At 58.9% G+C, this 26265-nt stretch carries 25 protein-coding genes; 12 read left to right on the forward strand and 13 right to left on the reverse strand.

The window, feature by feature from the left end; all coding sequences use genetic code 11:
- Window positions 1-61: 61 nt before the first annotated feature.
- Window positions 62-1396 (reverse strand): NAD(P)-dependent oxidoreductase, encoded by a 1335-nt coding sequence (locus ACR0AG_RS17110; RefSeq protein WP_480841108.1) that lies wholly within the window; start codon window positions 1394-1396, stop codon window positions 62-64.
- Between the two features lie 285 nt (window positions 1397-1681).
- Here ACR0AG_RS17110 and ACR0AG_RS17115 point away from each other — a divergent pair, with 285 nt between their 5' ends.
- The 3 genes from ACR0AG_RS17115 to ACR0AG_RS17125 all read left to right on the forward strand — a co-directional run bounded on the left by ACR0AG_RS17115 (window position 1682) and on the right by ACR0AG_RS17125 (window position 4752).
- Window positions 1682-2677: a hypothetical protein gene (locus ACR0AG_RS17115; protein ID WP_480841110.1), complete on the forward strand. Its 996-nt coding sequence runs from the start codon at window positions 1682-1684 to the stop codon at window positions 2675-2677.
- 68 nt (window positions 2678-2745) lie between these two features.
- Window positions 2746-4038 (forward strand): O-acetylhomoserine aminocarboxypropyltransferase/cysteine synthase family protein, encoded by a 1293-nt coding sequence (locus ACR0AG_RS17120; protein WP_480841111.1) that lies wholly within the window; start codon window positions 2746-2748, stop codon window positions 4036-4038.
- Between the two features lie 3 nt (window positions 4039-4041).
- Window positions 4042-4752, forward strand: a complete 711-nt coding sequence (locus tag ACR0AG_RS17125; RefSeq protein ID WP_480841113.1) for a GNAT family N-acetyltransferase — start codon at window positions 4042-4044, stop codon at window positions 4750-4752.
- 1 nt (window position 4753) lies between these two features.
- On the opposite strand, the gene ACR0AG_RS17130 is transcribed toward ACR0AG_RS17125, so the two are convergent.
- Complete coding sequence (locus ACR0AG_RS17130; RefSeq protein WP_480841115.1) at window positions 4754-5449, reverse strand: SIMPL domain-containing protein; 696 nt, start codon at window positions 5447-5449, stop codon at window positions 4754-4756.
- Between the two features lie 164 nt (window positions 5450-5613).
- Between ACR0AG_RS17130 and ACR0AG_RS17135 the strand changes: the two genes are divergently transcribed.
- From ACR0AG_RS17135 to ACR0AG_RS17150, 4 genes are all read left to right on the forward strand, one after another.
- Complete coding sequence (locus tag ACR0AG_RS17135) at window positions 5614-7593, forward strand: hypothetical protein (RefSeq protein WP_480841117.1); 1980 nt, start codon at window positions 5614-5616, stop codon at window positions 7591-7593.
- Window positions 7586-7873: a hypothetical protein gene (locus ACR0AG_RS17140; RefSeq protein WP_480841119.1), complete on the forward strand. Its 288-nt coding sequence runs from the start codon at window positions 7586-7588 to the stop codon at window positions 7871-7873. The genes ACR0AG_RS17135 and ACR0AG_RS17140 overlap by 8 nt, the downstream gene beginning before the upstream one ends.
- A gap of 564 nt (window positions 7874-8437) precedes the next feature.
- The gene (locus ACR0AG_RS17145; protein ID WP_480841121.1) at window positions 8438-8893 is read left to right on the forward strand and encodes an Lrp/AsnC family transcriptional regulator; all 456 of its coding nucleotides are present in this window, start codon (window positions 8438-8440) and stop codon (window positions 8891-8893) included.
- 19 nt (window positions 8894-8912) lie between these two features.
- Window positions 8913-10796 (forward strand): monovalent cation:proton antiporter-2 (CPA2) family protein, encoded by a 1884-nt coding sequence (locus ACR0AG_RS17150; protein ID WP_480841123.1) that lies wholly within the window; start codon window positions 8913-8915, stop codon window positions 10794-10796.
- Window positions 10797-10826: 30 nt separating this feature from the next.
- On the opposite strand, the gene cobT is transcribed toward ACR0AG_RS17150, so the two are convergent.
- Window positions 10827-11840 carry a nicotinate-nucleotide--dimethylbenzimidazole phosphoribosyltransferase gene (gene cobT, locus ACR0AG_RS17155; RefSeq protein ID WP_480841125.1) on the reverse strand — a complete coding sequence of 338 codons (1014 nt, stop codon included), beginning with the start codon at window positions 11838-11840 and terminating at the stop codon, window positions 10827-10829.
- Window positions 11841-11964: 124 nt separating this feature from the next.
- Between cobT and cobS the strand changes: the two genes are divergently transcribed.
- Complete coding sequence (gene cobS, locus ACR0AG_RS17160) at window positions 11965-12684, forward strand: adenosylcobinamide-GDP ribazoletransferase (protein WP_480841127.1); 720 nt, start codon at window positions 11965-11967, stop codon at window positions 12682-12684.
- 82 nt (window positions 12685-12766) lie between these two features.
- On the opposite strand, the gene ACR0AG_RS17165 is transcribed toward cobS, so the two are convergent.
- The 5 genes from ACR0AG_RS17165 to ACR0AG_RS17185 all read right to left on the reverse strand — a co-directional run bounded on the left by ACR0AG_RS17165 (window position 12767) and on the right by ACR0AG_RS17185 (window position 17779).
- Complete coding sequence (locus ACR0AG_RS17165; protein WP_170792284.1) at window positions 12767-13276, reverse strand: CarD family transcriptional regulator; 510 nt, start codon at window positions 13274-13276, stop codon at window positions 12767-12769.
- 280 nt (window positions 13277-13556) lie between these two features.
- Window positions 13557-13895 (reverse strand): ferredoxin FdxA, encoded by a 339-nt coding sequence (gene fdxA, locus ACR0AG_RS17170; RefSeq protein WP_170682977.1) that lies wholly within the window; start codon window positions 13893-13895, stop codon window positions 13557-13559.
- Window positions 13896-13960: 65 nt separating this feature from the next.
- Window positions 13961-14326, reverse strand: coding sequence for an RNA-binding S4 domain-containing protein (locus ACR0AG_RS17175; protein ID WP_480841130.1), 366 nt, complete (start codon window positions 14324-14326; stop codon window positions 13961-13963).
- Window positions 14327-14332: 6 nt separating this feature from the next.
- On the reverse strand, window positions 14333-17152 hold the full coding sequence (locus tag ACR0AG_RS17180; protein WP_480841132.1) for a helicase-related protein: 2820 nt from the start codon (window positions 17150-17152) through the stop codon (window positions 14333-14335).
- 18 nt (window positions 17153-17170) lie between these two features.
- Window positions 17171-17779 (reverse strand): tetratricopeptide repeat protein, encoded by a 609-nt coding sequence (locus tag ACR0AG_RS17185; RefSeq protein WP_480841134.1) that lies wholly within the window; start codon window positions 17777-17779, stop codon window positions 17171-17173.
- 30 nt (window positions 17780-17809) lie between these two features.
- Between ACR0AG_RS17185 and ACR0AG_RS17190 the strand changes: the two genes are divergently transcribed.
- The 3 genes from ACR0AG_RS17190 to ACR0AG_RS17200 all read left to right on the forward strand — a co-directional run bounded on the left by ACR0AG_RS17190 (window position 17810) and on the right by ACR0AG_RS17200 (window position 20966).
- Window positions 17810-18100 carry an SCP2 sterol-binding domain-containing protein gene (locus ACR0AG_RS17190; RefSeq protein WP_480841136.1) on the forward strand — a complete coding sequence of 97 codons (291 nt, stop codon included), beginning with the start codon at window positions 17810-17812 and terminating at the stop codon, window positions 18098-18100.
- On the forward strand, window positions 18100-19041 hold the full coding sequence (locus ACR0AG_RS17195; RefSeq protein WP_480841138.1) for an alpha/beta fold hydrolase: 942 nt from the start codon (window positions 18100-18102) through the stop codon (window positions 19039-19041). Before ACR0AG_RS17190 ends, ACR0AG_RS17195 begins: the two co-directional genes overlap by 1 nt.
- Window positions 19042-19145: 104 nt before the next feature.
- On the forward strand, window positions 19146-20966 hold the full coding sequence (locus tag ACR0AG_RS17200; protein ID WP_480841140.1) for a M3 family oligoendopeptidase: 1821 nt from the start codon (window positions 19146-19148) through the stop codon (window positions 20964-20966).
- A gap of 196 nt (window positions 20967-21162) precedes the next feature.
- On the opposite strand, the gene ACR0AG_RS17205 is transcribed toward ACR0AG_RS17200, so the two are convergent.
- From ACR0AG_RS17205 to ACR0AG_RS17225, 5 genes are all read right to left on the reverse strand, one after another.
- Window positions 21163-22083 (reverse strand): hypothetical protein, encoded by a 921-nt coding sequence (locus tag ACR0AG_RS17205; protein ID WP_480841142.1) that lies wholly within the window; start codon window positions 22081-22083, stop codon window positions 21163-21165.
- A gap of 371 nt (window positions 22084-22454) precedes the next feature.
- On the reverse strand, window positions 22455-22724 hold the full coding sequence (locus ACR0AG_RS17210; RefSeq protein WP_480841144.1) for a DksA/TraR family C4-type zinc finger protein: 270 nt from the start codon (window positions 22722-22724) through the stop codon (window positions 22455-22457).
- Between the two features lie 64 nt (window positions 22725-22788).
- Window positions 22789-23763 (reverse strand): Gfo/Idh/MocA family protein, encoded by a 975-nt coding sequence (locus ACR0AG_RS17215; protein WP_480841147.1) that lies wholly within the window; start codon window positions 23761-23763, stop codon window positions 22789-22791.
- A gap of 118 nt (window positions 23764-23881) precedes the next feature.
- Window positions 23882-24778, reverse strand: coding sequence for an RNA polymerase sigma factor RpoH (gene rpoH, locus ACR0AG_RS17220; RefSeq protein ID WP_480841149.1), 897 nt, complete (start codon window positions 24776-24778; stop codon window positions 23882-23884).
- A gap of 147 nt (window positions 24779-24925) precedes the next feature.
- Entirely contained in the window at window positions 24926-25960 is a 1035-nt protein-coding gene (locus tag ACR0AG_RS17225) for an RluA family pseudouridine synthase (protein ID WP_480841151.1), read from the reverse strand.
- On the opposite strand from ACR0AG_RS17225, the gene ACR0AG_RS17230 reads away from it, so the two are divergent.
- Window positions 25959-26261 (forward strand): DUF6476 family protein, encoded by a 303-nt coding sequence (locus tag ACR0AG_RS17230; protein ID WP_480841153.1) that lies wholly within the window; start codon window positions 25959-25961, stop codon window positions 26259-26261. The genes ACR0AG_RS17225 and ACR0AG_RS17230 overlap by 2 nt on opposite strands.
- The last annotated feature ends 4 nt before the right edge of the window (window positions 26262-26265 follow it).

Genomic DNA, 26265 nt, shown 5'->3' on the forward strand with positions numbered 1-26265 from the left:
CTCCCTGATGCGAGTTAGCATCTTCATCTTTTCAAAAATACTCATGGTGCACCCTTGCGGATCACGCGCTCAGGCTGGCATGGATGTCCATTGCTGCATCCCGGCCCTCGGCCACCGCAGTCACGGTCAGATCCTCGCCACCGGCGGCGCAGTCACCACCGGCCCAGACACCCGCCACCGACGTTTTCCCGGCGCCACTGACTGCGATCTTGTTGCCGTCCAGCTTCAATCCTTCCGGCGCGCCGTCCAGCGTTTGCCCGATGGCTTTCAGTACCTGATCAGCGGGCACGCGGATCGTCTCACCCGTGCCACGCAGGCTGCCACCTTCGCTAGAGGTATACTCCAACTCGATCTCGACCGCCGCGCCGTTTCCATGCACCGCCACAGGCTGCACATTGGTCAGGATGCGGACGCCGTGCGAAGCGGCAAGATCCTGTTCGTAGCGGCTGGCCCCCATGGCGTCGCGACCGCGTCGATAGGCTATCGTCACATGCTCGGCACCCAGCAGCTTTGACTTCACTGCGGCATCGACCGCCGTCATACCGCCGCCGATCACAACAACATTTCGCCCAACCGGCAATTGCGCCAGATCATCCGCCTGTCGCACGTCCGAGATGAAATCGACCGCGTGTCGCACTCCGTCCTTGTCTGCGCCATCAGCGCGCAGGGCATTCACGCCTGCCAAACCAATAGACAAGAAAACAGCATTGTAATTCTCAACCAGACCGTCCAGCGAGATCCCCTCGCCCAGAACCGAGCCGGTTTCGATGCTGATGCCACCGATCTTCAACAGCCAGTCCACTTCGGCCTGGGCAAAATCGTTGGTCGATTTATAAGCGGCAATACCATATTCGTTCAGGCCGCCCGGCTTGGGCTTGCCTTCGTGGATCACCACATCATGTCCCAACATCGCCAGACGATGCGCGCAGGCCAGACCCGCAGGCCCTGCCCCGATAACCGCAACGGTTTTCCCTGTCGCTGGCGCGCGCTCGAACGGGTGCTCGCCCGAGGTCATGAGCGCATCCGTTGCGAACCGCTGCAAACGACCGATTTCAACCGGCTTGCCCTCGGCAGTTTCGCGCACGCAGGCTTCTTCGCACAGCGTCTCGGTCGGACACACCCGGGCGCACATTCCACCCAGAATGTTCTGATCCAGAATGGTGCGCGCCGCCGACCCCGGCTGACCCGCTTGGATCTGTCGAATGAACAACGGAATGTCGATGTCGGTCGGACATGCCGTGATGCACGGCGCATCATAACAGAAATAGCACCTATCCGCGGCCACGGCGGCCTCGTGCGGGGCCAAAGGCGGGTGCAAATCCGAAAAATTCGAGGTCAGCTCATCGCTGGAAAGCCGCCCGGATACGATACCGGGTGCCATCTGGCCCTGTGCCATCACTCTACTCCCTGTAGATATGTTTGTTGTCCCTCTACCTTGCCACAATCTGATTTTTTATCAATTGGTAAAATTTACCAAATGGAAAAAACTTTGTATCTGCCCTCAGACCGGCTGTTTTTGCAGCATTTGAACGGTATTTGGGCAATCCCACCCAGCAAATCAGGCCAAAAAGAGCGGCCGATTATTCAAATCCGAGGCATCATCTGGTTTTGACGCCCGAGGTCCCTTGCTGTAATTCCGGATCAAATGGCTGCAACGGCCCTTCTAACAGAAAGCGCGCGCATGCCGGCGACTCCTTCGAATTTCAACGTTGTCATCATCGCGCAGAACAATCGGATTCAATACGAAGCGGTGCTTTTTGCCGCGTCGCTGCGCCACAGCTCTCCTGATTTCCAAGGGCGCCTGATCGTGGCGGTCCCGCAACCGGGCCCGCTTTGGGGCCGCGATCCAAGCCTGCAGAACAAGGATGTGTTGCAGGCTCTGGATCATCTGGGTGCCGAGATCGTTCCTTTTGAGAACCGAACCTTCGGTGAAAGCTATCCGAACGGCAACAAGATCGAAGCCCTTCTGGCCCTGCCCGAAGATGAGCCGTTTGTCTTTTTCGACAGCGATACGCTTATTACCGACGAACTTGCGACAGTACCGTTCGATTTCAACCGTCCTGGCGCTTCAGAAAAGGTTGAAGGCACATGGCCCAAACCTACGCTATACGGACCCGGCTATGAGGGGATCTGGCGCGCGCTCTATGATCGCTTTGACCTGGATTTCGAAAGCTCCATCGATGAAGCGCAACCGCAAGACTATTGGCGGCGGTTTTTGTACTTCAACGCGGGTTACTTCTTCTACAAATGCCCCCGCAGATTTGGTGAACGGTTTCTGGAATACGCGCGCGTCCTTCGGGATGAGGGCATTCCAGAGCTTACCGGCCAGAACCTAAATCCCTGGCTGGATCAGGCCGCCCTGCCCCTTGTCATCCACTCGTTTGGCGGATGGCGCCATGTTCTGCCTGCCGGTCTTCTGGACGGGTCGGTCAGTTGCCACTACCGCCTGTTTCCACTGCTTTATGCGCGCGAAAGCGACCGCGTCATCGAGGTACTGGAAACCGTGGCTGCGCCCAACAAGATCAAGAAGGTTCTCAAGACCTATGATCCAATGAAGAAACTGATCTATCAGGGCAAGGGCATGAACATCCGGTCGATGTTCGATCAGAACAATCTGCCCCAGCGCGAACAGGTGATCCGCAAGGCCATCAAATCCAAGGGGTTGTGGCTGCGCTGACAACGTTGTGTGCAGTCAACCAATGCCGTACAGAGTTCACGAGAATAGTTCCTACAGGAGAGTTCACTATGTCTGAGGGCCCGACCTACGGCTTTGATACGCTGCAAATTCACGCGGGCGCCCGGCCCGATCCGGCAACCGGGGCACGTCAAACACCGATCTATCAGTCAACAGCCTTTGTGTTCCGCGATGCCGATCACGCGGCAGCACTGTTCAACCTGCAAGAGGTCGGCTTTATCTATTCGCGCCTGACCAACCCAACGGTTGCGGTTCTGCAAGAGCGTGTCGCGACGCTTGAAGGCGGCGTAGGTGCCGTTTGCTGTTCGTCTGGGCATGCGGCCCAAATCATGGCGCTGTTTCCACTGATGGGCCCGGGGTGCAACGTGGTGGCCTCGACGCGCCTTTATGGCGGGACGGTCACGCAGTTCAGCCAGACGATCAAGCGTTTCGGCTGGTCGGCCAAGTTCGTGGACACCGACGATCTCGACGCGGTCAAAGCCGCCATCGACGAAAACACCCGTGCAGTGTTCTGCGAATCCGTCGCCAACCCGGGCGGCTATGTCACCGATATTCGGTCTCTGGCAGATGTCGCGGATGAAGCCGGCATTCCGCTGGTGGTCGACAACACCTCGGCCACGCCGTTCCTGTGCCGTCCGATCGAACATGGCGCGACGCTGGTGGTGCATTCGACCACAAAGTACCTGACCGGCAACGGCACCGTCACCGGCGGCTGCATCGTGGATTCGGGCAAGTTCGACTGGTCGGCCAATGACAAGTTCCCATCGCTCAGCCAGCCCGAGCCTGCCTATCACGGCTTGAAGTTCCACGAGACATTCGGCCCGCTGGCCTTCACCTTCCACGGCATCGCCATCGGCCTGCGTGATCTGGGCATGACCATGAACCCGCAGGCGGCGCATTACACCCTGATGGGCATTGAAACCCTTTCACTGCGGATGGAACGCCATGTCGAAAACGCCCAAAAGATCGCGGCGTGGCTTGAGACGGATGATAGGGTTGACTACGTGACCTATGCGGGGCTGCCCTCGTCGCCCTATTATGACAGGGTCCAGCAGCATTACCCGCGCGGTGCTGGCGCCTTGTTCACCTTTGCCGTCAAAGGGGGCTATGACGCCTGCATCAAGTTGGTCAATGCGCTGGAGATCTTCAGCCACGTGGCCAATCTTGGCGATGCGCGTTCGCTGATCATTCACTCGGCCTCGACCACCCACCGTCAGCTGACGCCGGAGCAGCAGGAAGCGGCGGGTGCAAGCCCGAATGTTGTCCGTGTCTCCATCGGGATCGAGAACGCAGATGACCTGATCGCCGATCTGGATCAGGCCCTCGCCAAAGCCAGCGCCTAAGTCATGACCGGGCACAACACCAACGAGCTGGGTCAGCCTATCGGATTGCCGGTCGAGGGCGCGTTTCCGCGCCCGACGCCACCCTATACGCCGATGGAGGGTCAGTTCTGCTCGGTTGTGCCGCTGGATGTAAACCGGCATGCGCCCGGTCTCTACCGGGCGTTTGTCAACGATGTTGATGGGCGCAACTGGACCTATCTGCCTTATGGGCCGTTCCAGTCCGAGGCGGATTTTGTCGAATGGGTGCAAGCCAACTGCACCGATGGCGACCCGATGTTCCACACGGTTCTCGACAAAGGCGAGGTCCCCGTCGGGATGACATCCTATCTACGGATCGCGCCTACCGCAGGCGCAATTGAAGTTGGACACATCCACTTTTCGCCCTTGTTGCAGCGCAAGCCGCAATCGACCGAAACCATGTATCTGATGATGCGGCGTGTTTTCGACGAATTGGGCTATCGCCGCTATGAGTGGAAATGCGATGCGCTGAATGCACCCTCCTGTAGCGCGGCCAGACGCCTGGGCTTTACCTACGAAGGCACCTTCCGTCAGGCGACGCATTACAAGGGACGCAACCGCGACACCGCGTGGTTTTCGATCCTGGATAGCGAATGGCCCAGAATCCGCGACGCGTTCGAGGCCTGGCTTGATCCGCGCAACTTCGACGACCAGGGGCAGCAACTGAAACCGCTGCAGGCCCGCGCGGACGCGTAAACTAGTCGAGTATCTCGAACTCCATCGAGATATTGACAGACACTGAAATCTCGCCGCCAGCCACCGGAACGCCACCCGCATCCGACATCGCCATTCTGTGCATCTGCTCTACGGGGCGCACACCGCCAGCCTGGTCGCTGATCGAAACCACCGGCCCCAAAGTGACACCAGCGGCCTGCGCCAGTTGTTCCGCCTTGGATTTGGCGTCCGCTACCGCGTCTGCCCTGGCTTTTTCTTCAAGCGGTTTGCGGTCTTGCACGCTAAAGCTCAACCCGCCGAAATCATTGGCGCCATCCTGGATGACCGCGTCCATGATGGGTCCCAGATTACCCAAATCCCGCACCCGCACGAACACTCGGTTCGACGCGGTAAAACCGGTGATCTGCGGCGCTTCTCCGCTTTGGCTACTGCGGTTCGACCAGACCGGGTTCAGCGACAGATCCCGCGTCTGGATATCACGAGACTCCAGCCCCATCTCATCCAGTCGCTTGAGGATCAGGGACACCGCAGATGACGTCGCCTCCATCGCGGCAGAGGCCTGCCCATCCTGGTTCGTGACCCCAAGCGTGATCGTTGCCATATCCGGTTCAGCCAGAGCCGTACCCGTACCACTGACCAGGATGCGACGTTCTTCCGCAGCGGCAGGCATCGCCGCCATCGCAGCTGTCATCGCGGTCAAAAAAGCAAGTGTCTTCAAGGTGATCCCTCCTATTGCCTTGCGTCTAAGATGGGTCTGGCGACCCATGTTCAACAAGAGGTGATACCGTCTTTTTCTTTTCCTCGGCAGGTTCCTGCTATAATCTCGCTGAGCGGACACCAAAGCGTTTGCATTGAAACTGACAACTATGGTTCATCCGGATTATGAAACCCGCCTTCGCGCTGTCTTTTTCTGAGAACGGTATTTCCCTGCATCACCATTCGGATGGCGAATGGTACTGCATCGGGACCGTTCCGCTGGACGCGCCGGATTTCGCCGAACAAATACAGGCGTTGCGGGATCAAGGATTTGCGCTGGCCAATGATCTAAGCTGTTCGCTGATCATTCCCGATGATCAGGTTCGCCTGCTGACCGTTGAAACCCACGGGCTGGAAGCCACCTCTGCGCAACAGAAAGTGCAGGAAACGCTCGCCGAAGCAACGCCTTACGACCTGTCTGAGCTGTCTTATGCCACGGCCGATTGCGCCGGTGATACGCTGGTGGCCGCAGTTGCGCGTCAGACCCTGACCGAGGCGCATGACTTTGCCGCCGCACACGGGTTCATTCCCGACGGTTTCCGGGTCAGCGCCACGGATGAGGACGCTTTGACAGGCCCCTATCTGGCCTTCGCAACTGATCTGGAACCTTTGGAGGATCAGCCAGACATTCCCGTCACAGAAGCGGTGCCAACACCGGTGGCGGAAAGTGCTGAGGACAGCGAACCGCCGGTACACGCAATCGCTGCGACCCCTGCCCCGTCTGCCTTTCGGTCACCCGAGGCAACCAAGACACCACCCCCGGTTTTGGTGCTGGAGTCAAAGCGCGTTCTGGTACCTGCGGTGGCGGCGTCGGTGGTTCTGGGCATGGTTGTCGGAGGATGGTGGGCGCTCAGGTCGTCCTCCGAACAAACGCCGATCGATCTGGCAACTGACCTTGCGGAGCCGAGTGTTCAGACCGAGATCGCGCAACCCGAACCGGCACCCCAGTCGCAACCCGCCCTTCCCGAGATTGCGCCAGAGCCAGAGCCCCAGATCGCGGTTGTAGAACCAGAGATACTGAAAGAACCCGCGCCAGAGAGCTCGGCCCCGGAAACGGTCGTGGACCCAGTGCTCAGCCCGACGGACGCCGCGATTCTCGAAGCTCTGCAGGTGGCGCCGGAACCGGTCGAAGCCATTGACCGAAGCCCAGAGCCACAGACCTTGTTTCGCGAGTTTTCGGGGGTTGCCCCGGCCACTCCACCCCTGCTGGACACGCCAGAGCCTCACCCGCCTGAAGAATTGTACCTGACATCCCTTGATCGTTCGGACCTGTCACAGGATGCAATCGCCCTGCCCGCCGTCGATGAGTTTGCGACGGATGCGCCGTTTGTATTGGCCGCACTGCCCCTTGCGAATGCCGCCGAATTCGAACTGGATGAGCGTGGCTTGGTGACCCCAAGCCGCGAAGGCACGCTCAATCCTGACGGCGTGATGGTTTACGCCGGTCGCCCGTCATCCGTCCCGCCTGATCCACCGGTCCGGTTTGAGGAAGAACCGGTTGTCGAGGAACCGGATCAAAGATTGGCCGGATATCGCCCACGGGCGCGGCCCGACAACCTGGTCGAACAGTTCGAACGTCAGCAGTTGGGCGGACGCTCGCTGGAAGAGCTTGCCGTGGTTCGGCCAAAGCTTCGCCCAGCCACGCTGCGTCCCGAACCCGAGCCAGAGGTTGACCCGACCCCAACCGCCTTGGCCGTTGTCCGCGTTCCCAGACCGAAGCTGCGCCCCGCGCGGGCGGCCGCGGTCGCAGCCGCGCAACAGAGTGCCGGAACAGCGACGCTGGGATCGACGGCCAGGGTAAACAACTCCGACGACGATATCGGAACTTTCCAACCCAGAACAGTCAATCCGCGCATCCCGACAACGGCATCGGTGGCCCGGCAGGCCACAATCGACAACGCAATCAACCTGCGAAAGCTGAACCTGATCGGGGTCTACGGCACACCTTCGAACCGGCGCGCGTTGGTCCGATTACCCAGCGGACGCTACAAAAAGCTGAAAGTGGGCGACAGGCTGGATGGCGGCAAAGTGGTCGCAATCGGAGACAGCGAACTGCGCTATCAAAAACGCGGCAACAACGTGACCCTCAAGATGCCGCGTGGATAGCGCTGAAGTCTCACGCTCGGTTGTCGTCGGCTATCAGGATGCCGCAAGCGAACTGATACCGGCCTATGACGCATTGCCACCCCAAGCCGTTTTGGCCCCCGTCGCCAAATTCCTTGAACGGAAACACAGTTCAGTTCTGGACATCGGCGCAGGCACAGGCCGAACGGCACATTGGTTCGCGTCACAAGGCAGCTTTGTCACCGCTGTCGAACCGACGCCCGCCTTTTCGCTCCCACGGACAAGCACACCACGCGCATCCAGCAATCACTTGGTGCGATGACTGCTTGCCCGATCTGAACTCCACAAATGCGCTCGACTGCTTGCACGACCTCGCCATTGCTATCGGAGTTCTCCACCACCTGACAGCCCAAGACCAGCCGCGGGCTATCGGACGCATTGCTACCCTGCTCACCCCAAGGGCACGGCTTGTATTGTCGCTCAGGCACGGGCCCAGCCCCGTTGGACGGCGGAGCTTTGGGATCGACGAACAAGGGATCCTTGCTGCCTCCAAGGCGCTGGGACTGAGACTTTTGCATCTCAGTAACGAAGCATCATTGCAAGACGGCAACCATCGCGCCGGAGTGACTTGGACATGGATTGTGCTTGAAACACCCGAAGGCTGACCAACGCGCCTGAAAGCCTGGACACAGCTGACAGTGGTTGGCGTGATCCGCTCCTTGGTCGCGCTCAATTATTGGACTCTACATGGCCGATAGCCAACCTAATTCCGCCAAGCCCGTGATCGTGAACAGATCGCGCTGTTTCTGCGCGAGGAATTCGTGTAAACTTGGGTAACGCGCGGAAAAAACGCATAAAATTGATCAATGTTGAGGATATTACGCACGTGCTGGACGCCACTGACACGCGATTGCTGTCGGCCTTGCAAAAAGACGCGCATCTGACTGCGAATCAACTGGGTGAGATGTTGAACCTGTCTGCCAGTCAGGCGGGACGTCGCCGACAGAGGTTGGAGGCCGAAGGATACATCACCGGATATTCCGCCCGGCTGGACCCGCTGAAACTCGGGCTGCAGGTGCAGGGGTTCATTCAAGTGCATCTGGACACGCACGGCCCGGAAAAATCATCAAGCTTTGCCCGGATGGTGAAAACCCGCCCCGAAATCTGCAGCGTTTGGTCCCTGACCGGTGAGGCGGACTATTTGCTGCATGTCTATTGTGACGATCTGCCAGCGCTCAACAGCTTGCTTCACGAGGTGATCCTGCCCCATCCTGCGGTGGCGCGGGTGCAAAGCCAGATCGTGATGGACCAGCTCAAACGCGACGCCCCATTGCCGACGTGACGGCTCAGGAAGGACGAATATGAACGAGTTCCTTTATCAGGCATCCATCTACCTTGCTGCCGCCGTGATTGCCGTGCCACTGTCGGCGCGGCTTGGGTTGGGCTCGGTTCTGGGGTATCTGGCCGCCGGTATCGCCATTGGCCCGGTTTTGGGCCTTGTAGGCGCCGAAACGGAAAACCTGCAGCATGTCGCCGAATTTGGCGTCGTCATGATGTTGTTCCTGATCGGGCTCGAGCTGGAGCCACGGGCGCTTTGGGATATGCGCGACAAACTGCTGGGCCTTGGCGGTCTGCAGGTCGCGTTGTCCACTGCGGCCATCGCAGGGGTAGCTTATTATGCTGGCCATCCTTGGTCTGTTTCTCTGGCCGTTGGGCTGACACTGTCCCTTTCGTCAACGGCTATCGTCTTGCAAACACTGTCAGAGAAGGGGTTGATGCAAACAAACGGCGGCAGGGCAACGTTTTCGGTTCTACTGACGCAGGATATCGCCGTCATCCCGATCCTTGCATTCCTGCCGCTTCTTGCGTTTCCGGCATCCATCCACATCGAAGACGATGGGTCGATTGACCGCGGTGTCGACGCGGCGCACGCAGACCATGGCCATGCAACGCTTTCGTTGGTCGAGGGATTACCGGGTTGGGCGGTCACATTGGTGACGATTGGGGCCATCGCGTTCGTCGTGCTTGCCGGTGTTTACCTGACGCGGCCCCTGTTCCGGTTTATCCACGCCACGCGCCTGCGCGAGATGTACACGGCGCTGGCCCTGATGATTGTCGTTGGGATTTCGTTCCTGATGGCGCTGGTTGGCCTGTCACCCGCACTCGGAGCCTTCCTCGCCGGGGTCGTTCTGGCCAGTTCCGAATTCCGGCACGAGCTGGAAAGTGACCTAGAGCCGTTCAAAGGCCTGTTTCTGGGCCTGTTTTTCATCACCGTCGGGGCCGGTATCGATGTCGGGTATTTCTTCAATGATCCGCTGGACCTGATCGGTCTGGCTCTGCTGGTCATTCTCGCCAAAGGGATCATCCTGTTTATCGTCGGGCGCGCCTTCAAGCTGCGCGGGCGCGACCATTGGCTGTTCACATTGGGCCTGGCTCAGGCAGGTGAATTCGGCTTTGTCCTGCTGGCCTTTTCGACACAGCAAAGCGTCATTCCGCCTGCCCTGTCCCAAAAGCTGCTGATGATCATCGCGCTGACAATGCTGATCACACCGCTTCTCTTTATCATCTATGACCTGCTCAGCCGCCGCATGGGCGACACCGGACCGAGCGTCGAGCCGGACACGATTGACGAGGTGGGCCCTGTGATTATCGCAGGGATCGGGCGGTTTGGGCAAATCGTCAACCGTCTGGTGCAGGCCAGCGGGTTCAAAACGGTGGTTTTGGACCACGACATCGAAACCATCCAGCTGATGCGCCGGTTCGGGGTCAAAGGGTTTCTGGGGGATCCGACACGGCCGGAATTGCTCAAGGCGGCAGGAATTGAGAAAGCCACCGTTCTTGTGGCTGCGATGGATGACTACAAACAGGTGACCCGCCTAGTGGGATATGCGCGGCGGCAACGGCCCGATATTCACATCATCGCCCGTGCCCGCGACCGCAACCATGTCTACGAGCTCTATCAGGCCGGTGCGAACGACATCGTGCGTGAGATGTTCGACGGTTCGCTGCGTGCAGGGCGCTATGTGCTGGAAAACATCGGGCTCAGCGAATACGAGGCCGCGCAGGCCGAGCAGACCTTTTACCACCATGACCGGTCCTCGGTTCGCGAACTGGCCGAGCTGTGGGTGCCGGGCATGCCAACGGCTGAGAACAAAAAGTATATCGAGCGGGCCCAGCAACTGGAAAAAGATCTGGAAACCGCTTTGTTGGAACTGGCCGAGGAACACGCAAAGAATTCCGCCTGACCCGGGCAACGCTGGGTCGGGCGGCATTAGTCAGCCGTCAGCAACGCCTGCCTCAGCAAAGGTTGCCATGCCCGAGTGGCAGGCAATGGCGCTTTTGACGATGTTGATCGCAAGCGCCCCGCCAGAGCCTTCGCCCAGACGCAGACCAAGGTTCAACAAAGGTTCCTTGCCCAGTTGCGCCAAAACCTTGCCATGCGCGCCCTCGGCGCTTTGGTGACCCGCAACCGCGTGATCCAGCGCGGTGTCCGATACCCGCCCAAGGCACGCCGCAGCCGCCGCGCAAATAAAGCCGTCCAGAACGACCGGAATGCGCAGGACACGCGCCGCGGCGATCGCGCCAGCCATCGCGGCAATCTCGCGCCCGCCAAGGCAACGCAGCACCTCAAGCCCATCTTCCGAGCCGCCATGCAAGGCGACGCCTTCGGCGACAACGCGTGTTTTGTTGGCCAGACCAGCATCATCTACCCCGGTACCGCGCCCGGTCCAGTCGGCGGCCTCACCTCCGAACAACGCACAGGCAATCGCCGCGGCGGGTGTGGTGTTACCGATGCCCATTTCGCCAACCACCAGCAGATCGGCGGACGGATCCACCGCCTGCCATCCGGTTTTCAGCGCCGCGACAAGATCATCATGGCTGAGCGCGGGTTCCTTGTTGAAATCCGCCGTGGGGCGATCCAGGTCGAGCGCATGAACATCCATCCTGGCACCAGCGGCTTTGGCCAATTGGTTGATCGCCGCCCCGCCATGTTGAAAATTCATGACCATCTGCACGGTCACCTCGGGCGGGAAGGCAGACACGCCCTGCGCTGTGACGCCGTGGTTGCCGGCAAAGACGATCACTTGCGGCGCTTTGATCTGAGGGCGTGCATCGCCGCGCCATGCGGCGTACCAGATTGCCAGATCTTCTAGCCGACCAAGGGCACCCGGCGGTTTCGTCAACTGACCGTTACGGTCCTGCGCCCCATTTCGCGCGGTCTCATCCGGGCCCGGCGCATTTGTCAAAGCGTCGCGAAACGCATTCAGGTCGGTGAATTCTGGCAGCATTCAAAGCCTCATTGCATCAGAGTGGTCCTGTGTGTTTAACCAATGCTGGCAAAGCAACAAGACCCGGAAAGGCCTGCGAGTGCACAAAAACGACACGAGCCCTTTTTCTGCGTGGGATATTCCGGTGGCACTGGTGCTGTTGACCCGCTTGCCCATTCCGACCCTGCCCCAGCATGTTTTTGACCGCCAAGCCCGCGCCACCTGGGCCTTCCCCATTGCCGGGGCGATTGTGGGCTGTCTGGCATTGTTGGTAGGTCGCATCGGTCTGAGTCTCGGTCTGTCACTTCTGGCGAGTGCCGCATTAATTGTTGCCACCCTCATCGTGGCGACGGGGGCCATGCACGAAGACGGGCTGGCCGATACGTTCGATGGGTTCTGGGGTGGATTTACCAAAGAACGCCGGTTGGAAATCATGAAAGACAGCCATATTGGCACATATGGCGTGTTGGCCTTGCTGCTGTCTCAGCTGATCCGGGTTGCTGCGATCGTTGCGCTGCTGAACGCTGATCTGGCCGCGGGAATCTTGGCGGCCTGTGTCTTATCGCGCTCGTTGATGCCGGTTCCGATGGCGCTGATGGCAAATGCGCGCGCCTCGGGGCTGAGCCATTCGGTCGGCACCCCGCCTCGCCTTGCTGTGTTGACCGGCTTGACCCTGGCCATCCTGCTTGCGGTTCTGCTGGTCGGTACGACGGCCATTCTTGCCGCGGTCATTGCCCTGTTGGTTGTGAGCGGTCTTTGGGCGCTGGCCAAAGCCAAAATCGGGGGGCAAACCGGCGATGTGTTAGGGGCGACCCAGCAGATTGGGGAAATCACGTTTATTCTTGCACTGACGGCATCGATCTAGGGCGCTGAACAATCTGCGTAGCAGCCCAAGAAAAAAGGCCGCCCCGAACACCGGGACGGCCCTTGAATAGAATTCAGAACAATCAGGCGGCGCGTGAGGTCAAGACCTCGTCCACCTGCTTGGCGGCCGAGATTTCGTCAGCACCGGACACAGCCGCCACTTCGCGGGTCAAACGCTCCAGCGCGGCTTCATAGAGCTGACGCTCGGAATAGCTTTGCTCGCGCTGATCATCGGTGCGGTGCAGGTCGCGGACCACTTCGGCAATAGAAATCAGATCGCCGGAATTGATTTTTTGCTCATATTCCTGAGCCCGGCGGGACCACATCGCGCGCTTGACCTTGGCCTTGCCCTTGAGCGTCTTCATCGCCTGGCTGATCACGTCCGGAGAGCTGAGCGACCGCAATCCCGATTCCGTCACCTTGTTGGTCGGAACGCGCAGGGTCATCTTGTCTTTCTCAAACGAAATCACAAACAGCTCAAGCGAGAATCCGGCGACCTCCTGCTCTTCGATCGAGATGATCTGACCCACGCCATGCGCGGGATAGACGACGTAATCGTTCGGGCGGAACTCAAGCTTTTTCGACTTTGACATACAGGTCTTCCTTGGTTGTGAACGGGAGGCGGACAACAAAAAACCACACGCGGCGCCCGATCTGGCCCCGACAAGCGGCTTATGTGTCATAAAATCAGAACTCCAAAGCAAACATACTTACGGAGTACATCCCATCTCAGTCATCATTCAGGTTGGGATTATATCACAAAAATGCGACATCCAAAAGCTCTATCGGATTAAAGGTCCTTAAAGTACTTATCTTTCAACGCGATAGGGTCTATATCAGCCAGATATACGCCTCACTGCGGCGGCGAATCGCTTAACCGCCTTCGCCCGGCGCTTCCGAGAAATACTTCTCCATCTTGCCTTCTTCACCGTCGCGCTCTTCAGCCTCGGGCAAGGGATCTTTCTTGGTTACGATCACCGGCCACATTTCCGAGAACTTCCGGTTGAATTCGACCCATTGTTCCATCCCCGGCTCTGTATCGGGGCGTATCGCATCGGCGGGGCATTCGGGTTCACACACGCCGCAATCGATGCATTCGTCGGGATGAATGACCAGGGTGTTTTCGCCTTCGTAGAAACAGTCCACCGGGCATACCTCGACACAGTCGGTGTATTTGCAGCCAATGCAGTTTTCGGTGACAACGTAGGTCATGTCGGATTTCCCGTTTGCGCTTTGGCGACTAGCTAATTCAGTCTGCCCGCCTCTTCAAGAGAAGATCATCCCTTTGGGGTGCGAGAAAGATCAAGCGCACGCCGTTCTTTCTTGGTTGGACGACCTTTTCCCTCGAATCCCGGATTTTTGGGCGGTACGTCCCGCTTTTCGGTCATATCAAAGTACAGCGCCTGCGCCTCGGGGGCCGGGCCCCGCCGTTCGCCCAGTGCTTCGATACGAACCACCCGCACGATCCGGCCTTGCGGAAAGGTCAGAATGTCACCGGGGGCCACGGCCTGCGCCGGTTTCAGCACCCGGTTTCCGTTCAGTCTGACATGGCCGCCGCTGACCTGTTTAGCGGCCAGGCTGCGGGTCTTGAAGAACCGCGCCTGCCACAACCATTTGTCGATCCGCAGCTTGGCCTCGGCCATCGGCTTTTAGTTGCTGTCCTTCAGACCCATCAGCGCGGCGGCAAACGGGTTGTCGGGATCAATGGCCTTTTCCTTTTTAGGGGGCCGCGACGAGAAGGATTTGGCACCCTGAGGTTTGCCGCCCTTCCTGCCCTGCGGCTTGCCCTGAGGTTTGCCGCGCGGCTTGCCCTTGCCCTGCCCTTGTTCGCGGCGCGGGCCGCGGTTCGGCTGGCGCTGTCGGCCCCATGTGAAGGTATAGAAGACCTCAACCTCGGGTTCGTCCGATGCAGGTTCCGCCAGCTGTTCTGCCGCCGGAGCCTCGGCTGCCGCCTCGGTGCTGTCGGTGGCCTCGGCTGGCGCCTCGGCGGGTGTGGTCACATCGTCCGTCGCCACTGCGTCTGTCGGGGTTTCTTCGGCGACCGGTTGCTCGGGCGCATCAGCCGCAGGCTGTTCCGCCGGTGCGGGTTTGACCTTTTCACGCTCGCCACGCTCGGCCTTGTAGCCCAGCCCCTGCATCAGATCGGCGAATTGTTCCAGCGTCATACCGGTGATCGAGAGCATGTCGGGTTTGGCCTCGAACCCACCCCGACTGTCCTCGGCGCGCAGCATGTCGGCCAGACGTTCCAGCATGTCGATACGGATCGAACGCTCGCCCGCATCGCGGTAGCCACACATGGTGTCATAGCCCTGTGGCGCATCCTTGGCGACAGGCACGGTGACCAGACCCGGAGGCGGTGCCTCGGGGAATTCCTGCAACCCACTGGACAGCGCCCACAGCACCAGACGCAGACGCGTGGGCGCGGGTTTCAGCAGAAGCGGCATGAAGATGGTAAACTGGCCAAAGCGAATGCCGTGCTTGCGCAGCGCGCCGCGGGCGTCCTGATCCAGATCCTTGACCTCTTGCGCAACCTGCGCACGCGGCAGCACGCCCAGCGCCTCGACCATGCGGAAGGCAAAGCCTTTGGCCAGACCGCTCAGTTCCTCGTCGCGCGACAGGTTCAACAGCGGCTCAAACAGGGCAGCCACCTTGCGGTCGATAAAGTGCTGCAGGCGGCGCTGCACTTTCTGTTCAACATCAGGCCCTGCGGCCTCGTCCACAAAAACCTCGACCATCGGCTTGAGAGGCTCTGCCCCGGCAACCAGTTTGCCGACCGCATATTCGCCCCACATCAGGCCGCCCTGATCGGTGAAATCTATTTCGGTATCGGGTGCATTGTAGAAACGGTCGGCACGCAGATGGAATTGCGGTGTGAGGGCCTGCAGCGAGGCCGATTTAAGCGCTTTCGCCTCGGTCCCCTGCGCGGCTTTGTCCGGGATAAACCGGAACCCTTCCAGACGACCGACGAATTCGCCTTCGACGGTCACTTCACCCTTGTCATTTACTTCGGCCAAAAGGGCCTCCTTCTGTTTGAGCCGGCGCAGCAATACAGATGTGCGCCGGTCCACAAATCTTTGCGTCAAACGTTCGTGAAGAGCGTCTGACAGCCTGTCTTCTATAGTGCGCGTCTCGTTCCGCCAATGGGATTCGTCACTTACCCAACCGTTTCGTTGCGCAACATATGTCCAGGTGCGAATATATGCCAACCTTTTGGACAGTGCATCAATATCGCCGTCGGTTCTGTCAATGCGGCGGATTTGTCGCGCCAGAAAGTCGTCGGGAATGGTGCCGCGTTCATGCAGGTGGCCAAAAATCACCTCAAGCAAGCCCGCATGTTCCGCGTGGCTGATGCCGCGAAAATCGGGGATTCGGCAGACATCCCACAGCAGTCGGACCGACGGGCCATCGCTGGCACGGGCAATCACCTCGGTCACCTGTGACAGGGATTTCAGCGCGTTCAGATCGTCAGCGGGGCGCGCCTTGACTAGATGATCATCTTGCGGCGCCACCTCAAGCGAGGTGATCAACGCTTCAACCGAGCCGAAACGCAAGGCAGCATTCCGCCAGTTGAGCTTTTTCATCGGCGTGAACCGGCTGTCCATGATCGCCTGCGCCGTGCCCTCGTCCAGAGGCGCGGCCTCACCGGTCACGCCAAAAGTGCCATCGGACATACCGCGACCGGCGCGACCCGCGATCTGGGCCAGTTCGTTCGGTGCCAAAGGCCGCATGCGCCGCCCGTCAAACTTGGTCAGCGCCGAAAACGCCACGTGATTCACGTCCAGGTTCAGCCCCATGCCGATGGCGTCGGTAGCCACCAGATAATCGACCTCGCCATTCTGATACAGGTCGACCTGTGCGTTCCGCGTGCGCGGGCTGAGCGCGCCCATGACCACGGCCGCCCCGCCCTTTTGACGGCGCAGCAGTTCCGCGATGGCATAGACGTTGTCGACCGAAAAACCGACAATGGCGCTGCGCCCGGGCATACGGCTGATTTTCTTCGACCCGGTGTAAACCAGCTGAGACATCCGCTCGCGCCGGACAAACTGCGCCTCGGGCACCAACGCGGCGATGGACCCGCGCATCGTGTCGGACCCAAGGAACAGGGTCTCATGCGTGCCGCGCGACCGAAGCAGACGGTCTGTGAACACATGGCCCCGCTCGGGATCGGCACACAGCTGGATTTCATCAATCGCCACGAAATCCGCACACATGCCCTCTGGCATCGCCTCGACCGTGCAGACCCAATATTGCGTCCGGGGCGGCACAATGCGCTCTTCACCAGTAACCAGCGCCACGACCGAGGGACCACGGATGGCGACGATCTTGTCATAGACCTCGCGCGCCAGCAGACGCAGCGGCAGACCGATGACACCGGTTCGGTGCCCCAGCATCCGCTCAATCGCGTAATGCGTTTTGCCTGTGTTGGTCGGGCCCAGAACGGCCACTACCCGGGATGACCCGCTTACCATTGTCGCCTGCCCTGAACCTTAAAGAGCCTTGCCTTCGATCTGAGGCTTCAGCCGATTCATGGCATTGGTTACTTGTTCGTGATGGGGATGTATAGCCAGCGCGCGTTCATAGGCCTTAAAGGCTTTGTCTGGCTGTCCGGTTACTTCAAGGATAAGCCCCAGACCATAGATCGCCTCATAGTGGTTGGGGTTCAGGGTCAGGGCATGTTCCAGATCCGCAATCGCCATCCCGAATCGGTCGATCCCGAAAAAGGCCGAAGCGCGGACATGCCAGCCTTCGGCAAATTCGGGGGCATGGTCGGTCAGAGCAGTAAGGTGATCAATGGCGGTTTCGATATCCCCATCGTCCAACGCCTCGCGCCCCCGTTCCAGCAGCAGATCGGCTGAGGCCGACCCGGACAAGGCCCAGAGCGCCTGCAACTGCCGATCCAGGCCTATCGCCTGTTCTGGTGTGGATTGGGCAAGTTGCTCCAACAGCACCGTTTCGTCCCTCGAATCCGCCTGTTGGGCCGAAGAACTGGTGGATATCATGACTGTCGCAACAGCTGCCGCGACGATACCTTTGAGATTGGTGATTGCAATGCTCATAACAATGGTCAGTGTAGCGTTGCGACCGTAGATGTCCATTCACGGCGCATAAACAATATGAGGAAGACCATGAGCGATATTCTTGAAAAGGCCGCAGCCGCGTTGAACGAGAAACTGGCAGGCGGCAGTTTCGATGCGTCGGCCAAGTTTGCCATCGCTGATCTGGGCGCAATCGTTCTGGATGCCGACGGCGCCCGTGTCAGCGACGATGAGGCGGATGTAACGCTCAGCGCCGATGCCGATACGTTCGAACAGATCCTCAGCGGTGAGATGAACCCGACAGGTGCGTTCATGTCCGGCAAGCTGAGCGTTGACGGTGATATGGGTATCGCCATGCAATTGGCCTCGGTGCTGGCCTGATGAACGCGTCGCCGGCCCCCCTTTTCGAAGACGTGGCCGGCGCGCCTGCCGGTGGAGCAGCTCATTGGCTGCAAACCTCGGACAATGTGCGCATCCGCGTTGGCCATTGGGTGCCTGATGTCCTGCCCAAGGGAACCGTGATGATGTTTCCCGGGCGAACGGAATATATCGAGAAATACGGCAACGCCGCCGGCGAGTTCCTGGGCCGGGGATACGCGTTTCTGGCCATCGATTGGCGGGGACAAGGGCTGGCCGACCGGTTGCTGGACGATCCGCGCATTGGCCATGTCAAACACTTCCCCGACTTTCAAAAAGACGTCGCGGCGGTTTTTGACTTTGCCTCGCAAAATGAACTGCCCAAACCCTGGTACGTGATCGGCCATTCCATGGGTGGAGCCATCGGGCTGCGCGCCGCTTTGGAAAACGATGTCTTTTCGGCGCTGGCCTTCACCGGTCCGATGTGGGGCATTTTCTTTACACCGATCATGAAACCCCTCAGCCGGGTAACGGCCTATTGGGGTTCGCGGTTTGGATTGGCGGAAAAGCCGCCCGTGACCACGACGCTGGACAGCTATGTGTTGTCGCAACCTTTCGAAGGCAACTCTCTGACGCGGGACGAAGCCATGTATCAGATGATGCGTGATCAGCTGACAGCGCATCCCGAACTGTCATTGGGCGCGCCCTCGAACCTCTGGCTGCGCGAGGCGCTGGATGAATGCGAGTGGCTGATGCAGCAAACCGCGCCGACAACGCCGTGCCTGACCTATCTTGGCAGTCATGAACAGATCGTCGACCGCAAAGCCATCCGGGCCCGGATGGAAAACTGGCCCAGCGGAACCCTGATCGAGATCCCGGATGGCGAACATGAGGTCCTGATGGAGGGCCCCGATGTGCGTGGGCCGGTCTTCGATCAGATCGCGGCGCATTTTGCCTCGGCCTGATCTGGGGATCTCGCCGATCAATTGAACGCGCAGCTGTCAGCCCGCTTGTGATCCAGGCGTGTCGGGCCTAGATGTTTGCCAAAGCAGATTTCAAAAGGTGATCCATGCGCGACCTTCCCTTTCCCGTCCGTGATGCAAATGCTGTCGGAGGTGCCGACAACTTGGGCAACCTGCCCGAGTGGGACCTGAGCGACCTTTACGCCTCGGAAGAGGCGCCGGAACTGGCACGGGATTTGGAGTGGTTGGAAGGTGAATGTGCCGGATTCGCTGCGGACTACGAAGGCAAACTGGCCGAACTGGACGCTGCAGGCTTGCTGGCCTGTGTGCAACGCAACGAAAAGATCAACGCCATCGCCGGGCGGATCATGTCCTTTGCAGGCTTGCGTTATTATCAACTCACCACCGATGCGGATCGCGCCAAGTTCCTGTCCGACATGCAGGAAAAGATCACCGTCTTCACCACACCGCTTGTGTTCTTCACGCTTGAGATCAACCGCATCGACGATGACGCCCTGAAAGCTCTGCTCGATGCCAATGCCGATCTGGCCCGGTACGAGCCCGTCTTCCGCCGCGTTCGCGCCATGAAGCCGTACCAATTGTCTGACGAGCTTGAGAAATTCCTGCACGATCTGGGGGTTGTTGGCGACGCATGGGAGCGTTTGTTTGACGAAACCATCGCGGGTCTGACCTTTACCATCGACGGCGAAGAGCTGAATATCGAAGGCACCCTGAACCTGCTGACCGAGCAGGACCGGTCCAAGCGTGAGGCCGCATCGCGCGAGCTGGCAGCCGTGTTTCAGGACAACATCAAAACCTTCGCGCGTGTGCACAACACGCAGGCCAAAGAAAAAGAAATTGTAGATCGTTGGCGCAACATGCCGACCGCTCAGACCGGCCGCCACCTGTCAAATGACGTGGAACCCGAAGTGGTCGAGGCCCTGCGCGAGGCTGTTGTTGCCGCCTACCCCAAGCTGAGCCATCGGTACTATGAGTTAAAACGCAAATGGCTGGGACTGGACGTTATGCAGGTCTGGGACCGCAACGCGCCCCTGCCGATGGAAGACACGCGTATCGTCGGCTGGGATGAGGCCGAAAAAACCGTGATGGACGCCTACAATGCGTTCGATCCGCGGATGGGTGAAATCGCGTCCCCCTTCTTTTCCAAGGGTTGGATCGATGCCGCGGTAAAACCTGGTAAAGCGCCCGGTGCCTTCGCCCACCCCACCGTCACCGACGTGCACCCCTATGTGATGCTCAACTACCTGGGCAAACCGCGTGACGTAATGACCCTGGCGCATGAGCTGGGCCACGGCGTGCATCAGGTGCTGGCGGCAGATCAGGGTGAGATGCTGTCGTCGACCCCGCTGACCCTGGCCGAAACGGCATCTGTGTTCGGTGAGATGCTTACCTTCCGCAAAATGCTGGACAAGGCCGAGACCCCGGAACAGCGCAAGGTGCTGCTGGCGGGCAAGGTCGAGGATATGATCAACACGGTGGTCCGCCAGATTGCGTTCTATGACTTCGAATGCAAGCTCCACGCCGCCCGGAGCGAAGGTGAGTTGACCCCGGACGATATCAACGCCCTGTGGATGAGCGTTCAAGCCGAAAGCCTTGGGCCTGCGTTCGAGTTCATGGAGGGGTACGAGACCTTCTGGGCCTATATTCCCCACTTCGTCCACTCGCCCTTCTACGTCTACGCCTATGCCTTCGGCGACGGCCTCGTGAACGCGCTCTATTCCGTCTACGAAAGTGGCGCAGATGGTTTCGAGGACAAGTATTTCGAAATGCTGCGCGCCGGTGGCTCGAAACACCACTCCGAATTGCTCGCCCCCTTTGGGCTGGACGCCAGCGATCCGAAATTCTGGGACAAGGGCCTGTCTATGATCTCGGGCTTTATTGATGAGCTGGAGGCTATGGAGGGGTAAGCGTACGAGACTATGGCGATGGTTGCATAAGGTCCCTTAGCTTTTTCGTCCCAGCAGGTAGACGTTCGACTGAAATGGAAAAGTCCCAAGACCGTTGTGGCGCAGCGCTTGGGATTTCACCAAAATCTGAAGCGTGCCCATTGCCGAGCGCAGAGTAATAGCGTGACACGTTTACGGCCCAAACAAGGATACGGCTCTAGAGTGAGATGAGTCGCTTCAGCCGTTGACGCCGCACATGGGGTCCAAAACGCTCCAACATTCGTTGAACTATGCCCTCACCGCATAGTTCAGAAAGGCAATTGAGGGTATAGAGGGCGTGGTCGGGATGCGCCCAAAGCGCACCTATATTGTGATAGTGGACGATGGATTGTGTCTGCCCTTCCCCAAATCCATGGGATCGAATATTGGAATTCAATCGTTGGTCCATTGCCTCGACAGGTTTCGCCCGATCATACCCTAATATCGGGAGCGTGAACTGGTCGATGTTGGCACGATCATATGGATAGACCACATCACGATCAAATTTTTGCGCAAGGCGAAGCCATTGGGGGCCGATCTCGGTCGGCTCCTGGTTCAGTCGCTCGCGAAAGATGATCATACCAGCGTTGTAATAGGGCAATGACAACAACTTCCTGCCCGCTTGAAGCCTGACCCTCTCGGTCGGCAAAGGAAGGTCAAAACACCCGTAGAAAGCTGTCCAGCCCTCTTCGGTGTTGCTAGGCGAAGTATAGTCGGAAATACATGCGCCAATCTCCGCATTGCCAAGCTCATAAGCGAAATCGACAGGCGTGACCAATATCGTATCAGTATCAAGAAATACGGACAGATCACATGATCTCGGCTGAGCTGCGGCCAGGATCTTGTTCCCCTGAGGGTAAGGTGCCGTCCAGATGCGTTCGTTCCCGTCCGTCGCCGGAATTTTCCGCACCGCAACATCGGCGGCCTCAAGAACCTCAAAGGTCAGCGTATCCACTTGATCAAAGTAATCCTCGCGCACATAAGCCGCAGCCTTCTGGTTGGATGTGAGGTTGGCTTTCAGCGTCGGAGCGAGCAAGCAGGCTTGTGCTTCAAGGCGCTGACCATCGACGATGAAAAAGACTTCGGTTTGCTTATCCATCACTGCACCTCCTCATGCCTGCGCCCATTTTTTGCGGGGTTCTCGCAGCAAAAAGAACCCATTTGCCCATCGTCAGATGAGCATAAGAAACCGCTATGGGATTTCGGTTCCGGTCGCTTGCACCACTACAGCCTGGATTTCCAATTGCAAGATCAGTCTTTCTGGGTCGTACTCGGAAAAAAGTCCTATCGTCATCGGACCGGGGAAGCTTTGCGCGCAGATGCCATGTTAACCGGACATTGCAGACCTTCGACCAAATTGGTGATGCCGACACTTGGCGCAAGCTGGTCACTGCTATCTCGAACCGGCGTTCTTCAAGATCAACGCGCTACTCTAACACAAGCTCGGGGCCCAAAGTAGCCAAACTCAGCTCACTTCAACTGACTGTCTTTCGAACCGCGCCGGTTGATGCCGCCGCGGGATTGGAAGGCTCCGTCGCGGTCCTGTTGGCATTCCAGACACAGCTTTACACCCGGTAAGGCCAATCTGCGCTTTTTTGGGATAGGTTCTTCGCATTCGGCGCAATGGGCCAGGCTTTCGCCCACAGGGCGCTTTTGCGCTTGCATCCGGGCGAGCTCGTCGGAAATCGACGCTTCGATCTGTTCGCTTACCGCACCGTCACGGGCCCAACCACCAGCCACACTCTGCCTCCTTTTTGCGGGGCGTACAGATTAGACGCGGGACCCGTCGTTTTGCAAGTCGAGGCTACAAGGTCGCAGCGTTGGCGAAAGCCTGATCAATCATGACCTGCGTGCCGCGTGAAAACTCCAGCGGGCAAGGATAGGCGCTGCCATCCCGAACAGATCGGCCAAACGCCTCGACCTGTAGCTTATAATGATCGTCGCCGGGAAAGCGGGTGACCTGAACCTCAAGCCCCCGGCGGTGCAACTCGACACGCGCTTCGCCAAATAGCCTCGCGTTGAACGGCGCTGTCAGTCGGATCACACCGCCTTCGCCATGGAATTCCATCCATTGGTTTGGGTGCAACCGGGTCGAGACATAGGCCGAGTACGTAAAACCCGGAAAGCGCGCCTTGATTTCGGTGAACACATCAACGTCGTTCTCCCACCGGATCGCGGATCGCACGGTCTCAGGCTCCTGCCCCGTCACGAACCGAGCACTGCCGATGACATAGACGCCAATATCCCGCAGGCCGCCGCCGCCAGTTTCCGGCCGGTTTCGGATGTTGCCGGTATCGGCGCGATTGTCATAGGAAAACGCGCCGGTCACATGCTTCACCGTGCCAATCGCCCCATCCGCGACCAGTTTTTGTGTCAGTTGCCACTGTGGGTGATGGACGATCATGTAAGCTTCGGCCGCCAGCAAGCCAGTTTGGTCCCGCTTTGCGATCAGCTGATCAAACTCTGCCGCCTGCATGGTCATCGGCTTTTCACACAATACGTGCTTGCCTGCGTCCAGCGCCTTGAGGCTCCAGTCCACGTGCAGGTGATTTGGCAGAGGAACATAGACCGCCTCAATGGCCGGGTCAGCCAGCAGCGCATCATAACTGTCGTAGACACTCAAATCGGGGCAGTATGCCTGAAAGGGTTGCGCCTTGACCGGATCGGACGTGGCCAACCCGGCGAAACGGGCGCCGTTTGCCGCGTGGATGGCCGGTGCCATTTGCTGCAGAGCAAATTTGGATGCGCCCAGAATGCCCCATTGAACCGGATTTTGCATGATGTTCCCTCCGCCTGTTTCTTGCCGTTAGCGCTAGCGCGGATCGGTCCGTCTGGCAAGGACCCATAGAAAAACCGGCCCGGGATGGCCGGGCCGGTTTATCGTTCTTGGGTTTAGCTCATACCTTGCCCAGCATCCCTTTTTCGCGGGCGAGTTCGCGCATCTTTTTCTGCAGCTTCTCAAACGCGCGCACTTCGATCTGACGAATGCGTTCGCGGCTGACATTGTACTGTGTGCTCAGATCTTCCAATGTCACCGGCTGATCCATCAGACGACGCTGGGTCAGAATGTCTTTCTCACGATCATTCAGCACCTCAAGCGCAGCCGCCAGCAGTTCGCGACGCGCCTCAAGCTCATCGCGCGCTTCATAATCACCGGCCTGATCGGCGTCTTCATCCTCAAGCCAATCCTGCCATTGCATCGTGCCCTCGCCTTCGGAGCCGACAGTGGCGTTCAGCGAGGCATCTCCACCGGACATCCGGCGGTTCATGCTGATCACTTCCTCTTCGGTGACACCCAGATCCTGAGCGATCTTGGCGACGTTTTCGGGCCGCAAGTCGCCTTCCTCCAGCGCGCCGATGCGTGCCTTGGCCTTACGCAGGTTGAAAAACAGCTTTTTCTGCGCCGACGTTGTGCCCAGTTTGACCATCGACCACGACCGCAGGACGTATTCCTGGATTGAGGCGCGGATCCACCACATGGCATAAGTCGCCAACCGGAAGCCTTTTTCCGGGTCAAACTTTTTGACGGCTTGCATCAGGCCGACATTGGCTTCGGAAATCACCTCGGCCTGTGGCAGACCATAGCCGCGATAGCCCATGGCAATCTTGGCCGCCAATCTCAGATGAGATGTGACCATCTTATGCGCCGCTTCGGTGTCTTGTTCTTCCACCCAGCGTTTCGCCAGCATGTACTCTTCTTCCGGTTCAAGCAGCGGGAATTTACGAATTTCCTGCATGTACCGGTTCAATCCACCCTCTGGTGACGGTGCTGGAAGATTTGAATAATTTGCCATTCTTTTCTGCCCCTTGGACAAATGTTTAAGCCCTTAACATGGGATATGGGCATCGCGCCCGACGCATTCAAGAGGAACCGTTAACAGTCTGGAATTAACCTTTGATAAATGAAAGCTGAGAATGAATTTCTCACGTGTCTTTGTGAATTATGACATCGGGCTGCGCAGCGCGTCCAGAAGCGAATTCATGTCTTCGGGCAAATCGGCTTCAAACCGCAGCATTTCGCCGCTGATGGGATGTTCAAAGCCCAGAACAGCGGCATGAAGCGCTTGCCGCGGGAAGGTTTGCACTGCCTCGGCTGCGGCACGATTCACCGCGCGGGCAGCCAGTTTGCGTTTGCCGCCGTAAACCGGATCCCCGACCAGTCCGTGACCCGCATGAGCCATGTGAACGCGGATCTGATGGGTTCGACCGGTTTCCAACCAGCATTCGATCAGCGACACAACGGGCGGCGTTCCAAAACTTTCAACCACCCGCGCACGCGTCACCGCATGGCGACCACCGTGAAAGGTCACTGCCTGCTTTTGCCTGTCTGTCTTGTGCCGTGCCAATTGCGTCGTCAGCCGCAGGATATTTCCGGGCTCGAAACTGGTCCCCTTGATCCCTCGCAGGCGGGGATCGTTCGCGTCCGGCACGCCGTAACACACGGCGCGATAGTATCTTTCGACGGTATGCGCCTCGAACTGAGCGGCGAGGCCCTGATGCGCCGCATCCGATTTGGCCACCACAAGCAACCCGCTGGTTTCTTTGTCGATGCGGTGCACGATCCCGGGGCGTTTGACACCGCCGACACCAGACAAGGACTCGCCGCAATGGTGTAGCAGTGCATTCACCAATGTCCCATCCGGTGACCCGGGTGCCGGATGCACCACCATGCCTGCGGGTTTGTTGACCACGATCAGGTCATCATCCTCATAATCGACGTCAAGCGGGATGTCCTGCGGACCAATATGGCTTTCATCGGCCTCGGCCACCGATATGGCAATTTGGGCACCTTCGGCGATCTTGGCTTTGGGATCGACAACAGGCTGCCCGTTCACCCTGACCGCGCCATCCTGGATCAGCCGCGCAAGGCGTGTGCGCGACAGGTTTTCCGTGGCTGGAACATCCCTTGAAAGCGCCTTATCAAGACGGGGCGGTGGTGCTGCCGCGATTTGAAATTCTATCAGGCGGGTGCCCATGACTGTCCCTTCCGACCCCCAGGAACCGCAGGAAACGCCACAGCTGAGGCTGCTTCGGCGTATGGTCATGCTGTTGACCGCGGTGATGATTGGCGGGGTTCTAGTGACATTCGCGCTGATTGTCATCCGCCTAACGGATCGGACCCCGAAACTGCCCGACCAGATCGAACTGCCGGACGGTGCCAAAGCACAGGCGCTGACAATCGGTACCAACTGGTACGCCGTTGTCACCGATGACAACCGCATTCTGATTTTTGACAAAACCACCGGCAAACTGCGCCAGGATATTGCGGTTGAATAAGAGC

The organism is Ruegeria sp. H6 (assembly GCF_056532975.1).